Origin of the sequence: Amaricoccus sp. W119 (assembly GCF_047275745.1) — a bacterium.
Classification (GTDB): domain Bacteria; phylum Pseudomonadota; class Alphaproteobacteria; order Rhodobacterales; family Rhodobacteraceae; genus Amaricoccus.
Window position 1 is genome coordinate 71,886 of the sequence record NZ_JBKQWU010000008.1, and the last position, 9,104, is coordinate 80,989.

At 67.4% G+C, this 9,104-nt stretch carries 11 protein-coding genes; 6 read left to right on the forward strand and 5 right to left on the reverse strand.

The window, feature by feature from the left end:
- Positions 1 to 22 precede the first annotated feature (22 nt).
- Positions 23 to 742: a DUF1428 domain-containing protein gene (locus ACLJK8_RS06985; RefSeq protein ID WP_413149383.1), complete on the forward strand. Its 720-nt coding sequence runs from the start codon at positions 23 to 25 to the stop codon at positions 740 to 742.
- Between the two features lie 16 nt (positions 743 to 758).
- Here the strand turns inward: ACLJK8_RS06985 and ACLJK8_RS06990 are convergent, their stop codons facing one another.
- Genes ACLJK8_RS06990 through ACLJK8_RS07000 form a run of 3 tightly spaced genes read right to left on the reverse strand, consistent with a single transcriptional unit; the run spans position 759 to position 3,263 of the window.
- Positions 759 to 1,943, reverse strand: a complete 1,185-nt coding sequence (locus ACLJK8_RS06990) for a GNAT family N-acetyltransferase (RefSeq protein WP_413149384.1) — start codon at positions 1,941 to 1,943, stop codon at positions 759 to 761.
- 45 nt (positions 1,944 to 1,988) lie between these two features.
- Positions 1,989 to 2,777, reverse strand: a complete 789-nt coding sequence (locus ACLJK8_RS06995; RefSeq protein WP_413149385.1) for a glycerophosphodiester phosphodiesterase family protein — start codon at positions 2,775 to 2,777, stop codon at positions 1,989 to 1,991.
- A gap of 21 nt (positions 2,778 to 2,798) precedes the next feature.
- Entirely contained in the window at positions 2,799 to 3,263 is a 465-nt protein-coding gene (locus ACLJK8_RS07000; RefSeq protein ID WP_413149386.1) for a RidA family protein, read from the reverse strand.
- 254 nt (positions 3,264 to 3,517) lie between these two features.
- On the opposite strand from ACLJK8_RS07000, the gene ACLJK8_RS07005 reads away from it, so the two are divergent.
- Genes ACLJK8_RS07005 through pdxH form a run of 3 tightly spaced genes read left to right on the forward strand, consistent with a single transcriptional unit; the run spans position 3,518 to position 5,471 of the window.
- Positions 3,518 to 4,258, forward strand: coding sequence for a VacJ family lipoprotein (locus ACLJK8_RS07005; RefSeq protein WP_413149387.1), 741 nt, complete (start codon positions 3,518 to 3,520; stop codon positions 4,256 to 4,258).
- Positions 4,245 to 4,859 (forward strand): phospholipid-binding protein MlaC, encoded by a 615-nt coding sequence (locus tag ACLJK8_RS07010; protein ID WP_413149388.1) that lies wholly within the window; start codon positions 4,245 to 4,247, stop codon positions 4,857 to 4,859. The genes ACLJK8_RS07005 and ACLJK8_RS07010 overlap by 14 nt, the downstream gene beginning before the upstream one ends.
- 6 nt (positions 4,860 to 4,865) lie before the next feature.
- Complete coding sequence (gene pdxH / locus ACLJK8_RS07015) at positions 4,866 to 5,471, forward strand: pyridoxamine 5'-phosphate oxidase (protein WP_413149389.1); 606 nt, start codon at positions 4,866 to 4,868, stop codon at positions 5,469 to 5,471.
- Between the two features lie 30 nt (positions 5,472 to 5,501).
- On the opposite strand, the gene ACLJK8_RS07020 is transcribed toward pdxH, so the two are convergent.
- Both ACLJK8_RS07020 and ACLJK8_RS07025 read right to left on the reverse strand, forming a co-directional pair.
- On the reverse strand, positions 5,502 to 6,602 hold the full coding sequence (locus tag ACLJK8_RS07020) for an alkene reductase (protein ID WP_413149390.1): 1,101 nt from the start codon (positions 6,600 to 6,602) through the stop codon (positions 5,502 to 5,504).
- Between the two features lie 103 nt (positions 6,603 to 6,705).
- Positions 6,706 to 7,641 carry a glutaminase gene (locus tag ACLJK8_RS07025; RefSeq protein WP_413149391.1) on the reverse strand — a complete coding sequence of 312 codons (936 nt, stop codon included), beginning with the start codon at positions 7,639 to 7,641 and terminating at the stop codon, positions 6,706 to 6,708.
- Between the two features lie 160 nt (positions 7,642 to 7,801).
- On the opposite strand from ACLJK8_RS07025, the gene ACLJK8_RS07030 reads away from it, so the two are divergent.
- A complete protein-coding gene (locus tag ACLJK8_RS07030) occupies positions 7,802 to 8,128 on the forward strand; it encodes a hypothetical protein (RefSeq protein WP_413149392.1) in 327 nt (108 codons plus the stop codon).
- 129 nt (positions 8,129 to 8,257) lie between these two features.
- A complete protein-coding gene (locus ACLJK8_RS07035) occupies positions 8,258 to 8,992 on the forward strand; it encodes an SDR family NAD(P)-dependent oxidoreductase (RefSeq protein WP_413149393.1) in 735 nt (244 codons plus the stop codon).
- Positions 8,993 to 9,104: the final 112 nt, after the last annotated feature.

Below are 9,104 nucleotides of genomic sequence, written 5' to 3' on the forward strand. Positions count from 1 at the left end.
GTCGCGAACAAAGGAGAAGATCATGGCCTATACCGAAGGATTCCTCGTCGCCGTCCCGGCCGCGAACAAGGAACGTTACCGCGCGCACGCGTCCGATGCCGTGTCGCTGTTCAAGGATCTCGGCGCGACCCGCGTGGTCGAGGCCTGGGGCGACGACGTGCCGGACGGCACGACCACTGATTTCAAGGGCGCGGTGAAGGCCGAGCCGGACGAGGTCGTGGTGTTCTCCTGGATGGAATATCCCACCAAGGAGGCGCGGGACAGCGCGCAGGACCGGATGGAGAACGACCCGGAGGTTCAGGAGCGCATCGGGAAGATGGGCGAGATGCCCTTCGACGGCATGCGGATGATCTTCGCCGGGTTCGAGAACGTGCTCGACGAGAAGAGCCCGGGCGGGACCGGCTATGTCGACGGCTTCCTCGCTCCGGTGCCGAAGTCGCGCAAGGATGACTACCTCGCCTTCGCCACCGACATGGCCGCGAAGTTCAAGGAGCTGGGCGCGACCCGGATCGTCGAGAACTGGGCCGATGAGACCCCCGCCGGCAAGGTCACCGACTTCACCGGCGCGGTGAAGGCCAGCGGCGACGAGGGGATCGTGTTCTCCTGGGTCGAATGGCCCTCGAAGGAGGTGCGCGACGCCGCCTGGGCGAAGTTCATGTCGGAGGAGGACGGCTCGACGGAGATGCCCTTCGACGGCAAGCGGCTGATCTACGGCGGCTTCGCGCCCATCGTGGACGCCTGACCAACGCCGGCGGGGATCAATCCTGTTCGGGCTGCTCCCCGCCGCGGCGGAACGGGCCGTAATGGGTCAGGATCTCGATCTCCTGATCGACCGCGTGGGCCTCGGCGTCGAGATACTGTTTCACCGCCCGCGCGAGGCCGGGATCGGCGATCCAGTGCAGCGAATGCGTCTGCGTCGGCAGGTAGCCCCGAGCGAGCTTGTGCTCGCCCTGCGCGCCGGCCTCGACCCGGGCGAGGCCGCGCGCGATCGCGGCCTCGATGGCTTGGTAGTAGCAGAGTTCGAAATGCAGGAACGGGTGATCCTCGACACAGCCCCAATAGCGCCCGTAGAGCGTCTCGCGCCCGATGAAGTTGAGCGCGCCCGCCACCCAGCGCCCCTCCCGCCGCGCGAGAACGAGCAGGATGTCGTCGCGCAATGTCTCCTGCGCGCGGGCGAAGAAGTCGCGGGTGAGGTAGGGCGAGCCCCATTTCCGCGCGCCGGTGTCCTGGTAGAAGCGCCAGAAGGCGTCCCAGTGCTCGGGTTCGATCGCATCACCGGTCAGCGCGACGATCTCGCCGCCGAAGGCGCGCGCCCGCTCGCGCTCCTTCCGGATCGCCTTCCGCTTGCGCGAGGAAAGCTCGGCGAGGAAGGCGTCGAAATCGGGATAGCCATGGTTCAGCCAGTGGAACTGCTGGCTCACCCGCGGCATCAGCCCGATGGCTTCGCCCCATTCCGCCTCCTCCGCCGCGCAGAAGGTGACGTGGAGCGAGGAGCAGCGGTTCGCCTTGGCGAGCCTGAGCGCGCCTTCGGTCAGGGCGGCGCGGCCCTCGACCTCGAACCCGGGCCGGGTCAGAAAGCGCCGGCCGCTCGCGGGCGTAAAGGGCACAGCCGATTGCAGCTTCGGGTAATAGCGCCCGCCCGCGTTCTCATAGGCATGGGCCCAGTTGTGGTCGAAGATATACTCGCCCTGGCTGTGGCCCTTGGCGTAGAGCGGCATGACGGCGAGCACCTCGCCCTCCATCCGGGCGGCGAGATGGCAGGGGGTCCAGCCGGTGCCGGGGCCGACGGAGCGCGACTCCTCGAGCGCCTTGAGGAAGCGATGGGTGGTGAACGGGTCGAGCGGCCGCCCCGCTTCCGGCGCGGCGCAGCGGTCCCAGTCCTCGGCGGAGATTTCCGCGAGGGATGTCAGTACCGTGATCTCTATCGCACCGCGGTCGTCCATCGCGCCTCCCCGCCCGACCATCAGATGGGCGCGGGTGCGCAGAGGTCAACCCGCCGCCGGCAGGTATCCCTCGAAGGTGACGTTGTCCGCGATGCGACGCGCCACCGCCTCGGCCGCGGCCGAGCGGATGGTCCAGGTCAGGATCGGCACACCGCGATCCTTGAGCGCCACGACGGCCGGGTTCGCGAGGTCGGATCTGTCATGCGAGACGAAGCCGCAGCCGAGCGGATCGAAATCGGCGAGCGCCGCGAGATGCGCGCGCCGCGCGGCGTCGATGTGCCACTCCGCCGCGTCGAAGGCGCAGGAAGTCAGCCCGCGCGGCACCTCCGGCGCCGCCTCGGCGAGCGCGGCGACCGAATGCGGGTTGAAGGACATGAGCGCCACCGGCCCCTCGTAGCCTTCAAGCAACGCGGCGATGCGCCGTTCCAGCGGGCCGACCCCGGGTCCGAGCGCATGGCTCTGGTCCTTCACCTCGATCAGGAGCGGGACGCGGCCGGCCACGAGGTCGAGGAACTCGGCGAGCGTCGGAATCGTCTCGCCGTCCGCGGCGCCTGCGAGCGGGATCGTGGCGAGATCGGCGGCGGCCCGTTCCCGGACCGCGCCGGCCCGGCCCGTCAGGCGTTCGAGCACGTCATCGTGAAACACCAGGGCCTCGCCATCGGCGGAGGCCTGGATGTCGCATTCGATGCCGAACCCGCCCGCGACCGCCGCCCGCGCGGCGGCCCGGCTGTTCTCGATCACGCCGCGCGCGCGGTCGTGCAATCCGCGATGCGCGATCGGCACGCCGAGGAAGGTGGCGGGCAGGCGAACGGCCGGCCACGAAACGGCATCCAAGGGACCGGACCGGCTCATGGTTCAGGAGACCTGGAAGATCCCCTCGACTTCGACCGCGACGCCCGAAGGCAGCGAGGCGACGCCGACGGCGGCGCGGGCGTGGCGGCCTCGATCGCCGAAGACCTCGGCGAGCAGGTCGGAGGCGCCGTTCATCACCTTCGGGTGATCGGTGAAATCGGGCGCCGCGTTGACGTAGCCGTTGAGCTTGATCACTTCGACCACCCGGTCGAGATCGCCGTCGCAGGCGGCGCGGAGTTGGGCGATGAGCGCCAGCGCGCAGGCACGCGCGGCGCGGTAGCCTTCGTCCGGGCCGATATCGGCGCCGAGCTTGCCGAGAATGAAGCCGTTCCCGTCCCGGCTGACCTGGCCGGAAATGTAGATGAGATCGCCCGCGCGGGTATAGGGGACGTAGTTCGCGGCCGGCGCCGGGGCATCGGGCAGCGTGATACCGAGTTCGGCGAGTCGGGCATCGATGGACGAGGACATTCTGAGCGCTCCTGTTTTCCGGGGCCGGTCCGCCGGCCCGCCGGTGATGGGCGGAGGCTAGCCAAGAACGGCGCGCGATGAAACGCGCTTTCCGGGTCACTCTCCGTCTGATAGGCTCGCCACGGCGAGCATCCGCCCTTGCGGTGCGCGAAAACATGCATACTAAGCCCCCGAACGGGGTGACACGGGATGACCGCGCCCTAGTTGCATGGCCGCTAGATCGCAAACCGACGAACCGAGGGATTGATCCGAACATGATACGTCTCGCGCGCGCGACGCTGCCCCTTGGGGCGTTGCTGCTTCTGGGAGCCTGTGCCACGCCGCCGTCGGGTGACCCCAACGATCTGAGCTACGATCCGTTCGAAAGCTACAACCGCCCCGTTCACCGCACCAATGTCGCGATCGACGAGGCCGTCTACGGTCCCGTGGCGCGCGGCTACGGCGAGACGATGCCGCAGGTCGCGCGGAACGGGTTCCGCAACCTCCGCGACAACTGGAGCCTTCCCGGCGACGTCATCCAGTACGGGCTGCAGGGAGAAGGGATGCGGGTCGCCGAGACAACGACGCGATTCGCCGTCAACACCCTGCTCGGCCTCGGCGGGCTGCTCGATATCGCCAAGGACATGGGGCTCCCCTACCGCGAGACCGGCTTCGACGAGACCTTCTACAAATGGGGCGTCCCGGACGGTGGCTATGTCGAAATTCCGTTCCTGCCGCCCGGGACGCAGCGGGACTGGACGGCCTGGGTGCTCGACCAGTTCGCGGACCCGACCTACTACGTGCTGAGCGGGCCGGTGGTCGATGGTCTCTTGGTCGTGAGCGGCCTTGATATCGTCAACGACCGCTACGAACTGGATCCTGTTGTGGAGATGATGCACAACTCCGCCGACAGCTATTCCGCGCAGCGGTTGAGCTATCTGCAGAACAAGTGGGCGCGGCTGTCGGGCGGCGAAGCGGACGTGAACATGTTGGAGGATGTCTATGACTATGAATGACGCGGCCCTCAGCCGGCGGGCCCTGATGCGGGGCGCGGCGGGCCTGGGCCTCGCCTTCGCGCTCCATGGCCCGGCCTTCGCGCAATCCACCTCGGCCGCGCAGCAGCTGGTCGTGACGCTTTCGAACGAGTTGAGCCGGCTGGTCAATTCCGGCCAGTCCGCGAACCAGATCATTTCGGCTTTCCAACAGCTGCTCATGCGCTACGGCGACATGAACGCCGTTTCGGCGAGCGTGGTCGGCCCGACCTGGCGCGGCGCGAGCCCGGCGCAGAAGCAGGCCTTCGTGCCCGCCTTCACGAACTATTTCGCCAAGCGCTACGGGAAGACATTCTCGGAGTACAAGAACGCGACGATCCAGGTCGATGGCGCGCAGGATGCCGGTCGGGCCGGCGTTCTTGTCAACTCGACGGTGAAGCGGCCGGGCCAGGAGGACATCCGCGTCGGCTGGCAGATCTCGGACCGCTCCGGCAGCCCGAAGGTGGTCAATCTGGTCATCGAGGGCGTGTCGGCGCTCGCGAACGAACGGGCCGAGGTCGGGGCGATGCTCGACGCGCAGGGCGGCGATCTCGACCGGCTGATCGCCCAGATGCGGAGCTCCTGACCGGAGATGGCCGGCGAACGCGGTGGCATATTCGCGGGCGGGGACCCCTTCGTCCTCGCCCGCGCCTGGCTCGCCGAGGCCGAGGCGGTCGAACCGAACGATCACAACGCGATCGCGCTCGCGACCGTCGACGCCGACGGGATGCCCAACGCCCGCATGGTTCTCCTGAAGGAGATCGAGGACGACGGTTTCGTCTTCTACACCAATTACGAAAGCCGGAAGGCCAGCGAACTGACCGGCGGCAAGGCGGCCTTCGTCATGCACTGGAAATCACTGCGCCGGCAGATCCGGGCGCGCGGGACCGTGACCAGGGAAGATGGCCCGAAGGCCGACGCCTATTACCGCTCCCGCGGTTTGCAGAGCCGGCTCGGTGCCTGGGCGTCGAAGCAGAGCGCCCCCCTGTCGTCGCGGGCGGCGCTGGTCGCGGAGGTCGCGAAGATCGCCGCGCTGAAGGGAATCGACCCCGAACGGCCGCCGTTCTGGGGCGGCTACCGGATCACCCCCGTCGAGATCGAGTTCTGGGCGGACGGCGCGCACCGTCTGCACGACCGTTTCCGCTGGACCCGCCCGGGCCCAGGCGCGCCCTGGGAAGTGACACGCCTGCAACCCTGAAGCGCGGGATCGGCCGCGCTGGCAGATCCGTCAGGCCGGCGTCGGCTCGGTCAGGAACGGGTAGTCGGTATAGCCCTTCGCCCCGCCGCCATAGAAGGTGTCCCGGTCCGGCGCATTGAGCGGCGCGTCCCGGCGCAGCCGTTCCACGAGATCCGGATTCGAGATGAAGAGCTTGCCGAAGGCGACCGCGTCGGCCGCGCCGCTTTCGACCGCGTCGATCGCCATCTCGCGATCATAGCCGTTGTTGGCGATATAGACGCCCTTGAAGAGCGCCCGGAGCCGCGCGATGGCCTCCGGATCGGGCAGTGACCGCTCGCCGCCTGTCTCCCCCTCCACCAGATGAAGATAGGCGAGACCGTAGGCGCTGATCCGCTCGATGGCGCGGGAATAGAGCTCCTCGGCCCCATCGATTTCGACGCCGTTCGCATGCGAGAACGGGCTCAGCCGCACCCCGACCCGGTCGGCGCCGATCGCCTCGCTCACGGTCGCGACCACTTCCTCGAGGAAGCGCGTGCGATTCTCGACCGAGCCGCCATAGGCGTCCGTCCGGGTGTTCGACGAGGCGCGCATGAACTGCTCGATCAGATAGCCGTTCGCAGCGTGAATCTCGACACCATCGAACCCCGCCGAGCGCGCGTTCATCGCCGCGTGGTGGTAATTCGCGAGCACCCGTCCGATCCCGCCGATGTCGATCGCCCTCGGCTCGGAGGTCGGCATGAACTTCTCGCCATCGAAGGTCCGGGTCGCGGCGGTGAGCGCGGAAGGCCCGACCGGCTGCGCGCCATCGGGCAGCAGGGAACTGTGCGATACGCGGCCGACATGCCAGATCTGCGCCACGATCGTTCCACCCTCGGCATGGACCGCGTCCGTCACCGCGCGCCAGCCGTCGATCTGCGCCGGAGAATGGATCCCCGGCGTCCAGGCATAGCCCTTGCCCATCGGACTGATCTGCGTCCCCTCGGAGATGATGAGGCCGGCGGAAGCACGCTGGCGATAATAGTCCACATGCAGATCGATCGGCGCATCGTCCCTGGGACGCGCCCGGTTGCGCGTCAGCGGCGCCATGACGACCCGGTTGCGCAGCGACAGCGCGCCGGCCTTGAGGGGCGTGAAGAGTTTCGCATCCGTCATCGGATTATCCTTCGGAAGTCCTGTTCGCCGGGATGATCTGGCGTGCCGCGCGGAAATGCCAACCCCCGGCAAGTCACATTCCGCCGCGTCATGTCCGCTCACGTCAGCCGAAGACCGACCAGCCGGTGCGCTGCGCCAGCATCTCGAGCGCGACCGAGCCGAGCAGCGAATTGCCCTGGGCGTTCAGGCCGGGAGACCAGACGGCGATCGCCGCGTGGCCGGGCGCGATCGCGAGAATCCCGCCTCCGACCCCGCTCTTGCCCGGCAGGCCGACGCGATAGGCGAAATCGCCGGACTGGTCGTAATGTCCGCAGGTCAGCATCATCGCATTGATCCGCCGCGCCCGCGACCGGCTGACGACCGAGCCGCCGCCCACCGGATCGCGCCCGTCGTTCGCGAGGAAGAGGCCGGTCCTCGCGAGCTGGCGGCAGGTCATCGCGACGGCGCAGTGATGGAAGTAGACGCCCAGCACGTGATCGACCGGATGCCGGATCGCGCCATAGGCATGCATGAAATAGGCGAGCGCGCGGTTGCGGTCGCCCGTCGCCTGTTCGGATTTCGCGACCGCCTGATCGATCACGATGCCCTCGTCATCGGCGAGGGAACGCACGAAGCGGATCATCTCGCCGATCGCCTCCCGCGGCGTATGGCCGGCGAGCAGCAGGTCGGTCATGACGATCGCGCCGGCGTTGATGAACGGGTTGCGCGGGATGCCATGTTCGGCTTCGAGCTGCACGATCGAGTTGAAGGCGGAACCGGAGGGCTCGCGCCCGACCCGGTTCCAGATCGACTCGCCGTGCTTGCCGAGCGCGAGTGTGAGCATCAGCACCTTGGAGATGCTCTGGATCGAGAAGGCGGTCTCGGCATCGCCGACGAGATGCGTCGCGCCGTCGAGCGTCAGCACCGCCATGCCGAATTGCCTAGTATCCACCCGTGCGAGTTGAGGAATGTAATCGGCAACCTTTCCCTCGCCGAACCGCGGCGAAAGCGTTGCGTATATCTCACGAAGGATATGGTCTATATCGGGCTGTTCTGGCATAATGGGATTGTTAGCTGAAGTTTAGTTTTATTTCGCAGATCGATTTTCCTTGACGCCGCCGCCTGGTTGGCGACCACCATAATCCAGATGGGAGTGCGACGGAACAAGTCGCACTCTCCCGCACCGAAGGACACCGCGTCGTCGCGGTGGGAGGTTCCGCATGCATGCGCTTCTGTTCATGACCGTGGTGGTTATGGCAACCACGCTCGCCGATTACTGGCTCAAGATCGCCTCTGGGCGGGAGAGCATCCTCGGCAGTGTCCATTTCATCGGCGGCGCGCTGATCTACGGCCTGAGCGCGATCGGCTGGGTCTATGCGATGCGGCACCTCCCGCTGGCGTCGATCGGCGTCTACTATGCGATGCTGAGCATCCTGTTCCTCGCGGGGCTCGGCGTCGTCGTCTTCGAAGAGAAGCTGACCGCCCGCGAAGTGGCGGGGCTGTTTCTCGCCTGCGCCTCGATCGGGCTCATGACGCGGATTAACTGAGGGGGTTCTCGCCCCCGTTCGCGCCCTGGCTCGCTCTCGGGTTCGCATCCCGGTTCCCGCGCGGGCTCCCTTGATCCCCGGCTGTTCGACCTCTAGCTCTTGGAGGACGATCCAACCGCGGAGCGCGCGATGCCGGACCGCAAGACCCTGCTTCTGACCGGCGCGAGCCGCGGCATCGGCCATGCGACCGTGAAACGGTTCTCGGCCGCCGGGTGGCGTGTGATCACCTGCTCCCGCCATCCGTTTCCCGAGAATTGCCCCTGGCCCGCCGGGCCGGAGGATCACATCCAGGTCGATCTCGCCGATCCGAACAACACGATCGAGGCGGTGGCCGAGATCCGGCGGCGCCTGAAGGGTGGCCGGCTGGAGGCGCTCGTGAACAACGCCGGCATCTCGCCGAAGGCGGCGGGCGGCGGCCGGCTCGATACGCTCACCACCGACCTGCGGACATGGGGCCATGTGTTTCACGTCAACTTCTTCGCCTCCGTGGTGCTGGCCCGCGGGCTGGTCGAGGAACTCAAGGCGGCGCGCGGCGCCATCGTGAACGTGACCTCGATCGCCGGCGGTCGGGTCCATCCCTTCGCCGGCGCCGCCTATGCGACCTCCAAGGCGGCGCTCGCGGCCTTGACCCGGGAGATGGCACATGATCTGGGTCCACTCGGAATTCGCGTAAATGCAATCGCTCCGGGAGAGATAGAGACCGAGATCCTGTCGCCGGGAACCGAGGAACTCGTGACGGCGATACCGCTGCGCCGTCTTGGGCAAACAAACGAGGTGGCGGACACGATTTTCTTTTTGTGCTCGGCCGAAAGCAGTTATGTTTCCGGCGTGGAGATCGAGATCAACGGGGGACAGCATGTTTGAGCGTTCACGCGAGATGCGACCGGACGCCTCGATGCCCACACGCTCCGGTTGAAATGAGTCCTTGAGGCGGGCTGAACTCTCCAGTTTTCCGTTGCGCCTCCCCGTATTCGGG

Bases quoted from the DNA above. Each gene is read 5' to 3' on its own strand.
- ACLJK8_RS07020 (WP_413149390.1), bottom strand. From the start codon at position 6,602: ATGACGGATGCGAAACTCTTCACGCCCCTCAAGGCCGGCGCGCTGTCG.
- ACLJK8_RS06990 (WP_413149384.1), bottom strand. From the start codon at position 1,943: ATGGACGACCGCGGTGCGATAGAGATCACGGTACTGACATCCCTCGCG.
- ACLJK8_RS07025 (WP_413149391.1), bottom strand. From the start codon at position 7,641: ATGCCAGAACAGCCCGATATAGACCATATCCTTCGTGAGATATACGCA.
- ACLJK8_RS07010 (WP_413149388.1), top strand. From the start codon at position 4,245: ATGACTATGAATGACGCGGCCCTCAGCCGGCGGGCCCTGATGCGGGGC.
- pdxH (WP_413149389.1), top strand. From the start codon at position 4,866: ATGGCCGGCGAACGCGGTGGCATATTCGCGGGCGGGGACCCCTTCGTC.
- ACLJK8_RS06985 (WP_413149383.1), top strand. From the start codon at position 23: ATGGCCTATACCGAAGGATTCCTCGTCGCCGTCCCGGCCGCGAACAAG.
- ACLJK8_RS07035 (WP_413149393.1), top strand. From the start codon at position 8,258: ATGCCGGACCGCAAGACCCTGCTTCTGACCGGCGCGAGCCGCGGCATC.
- ACLJK8_RS07000 (WP_413149386.1), bottom strand. From the start codon at position 3,263: ATGTCCTCGTCCATCGATGCCCGACTCGCCGAACTCGGTATCACGCTG.
- ACLJK8_RS07005 (WP_413149387.1), top strand. From the start codon at position 3,518: ATGATACGTCTCGCGCGCGCGACGCTGCCCCTTGGGGCGTTGCTGCTT.
- ACLJK8_RS07030 (WP_413149392.1), top strand. From the start codon at position 7,802: ATGCATGCGCTTCTGTTCATGACCGTGGTGGTTATGGCAACCACGCTC.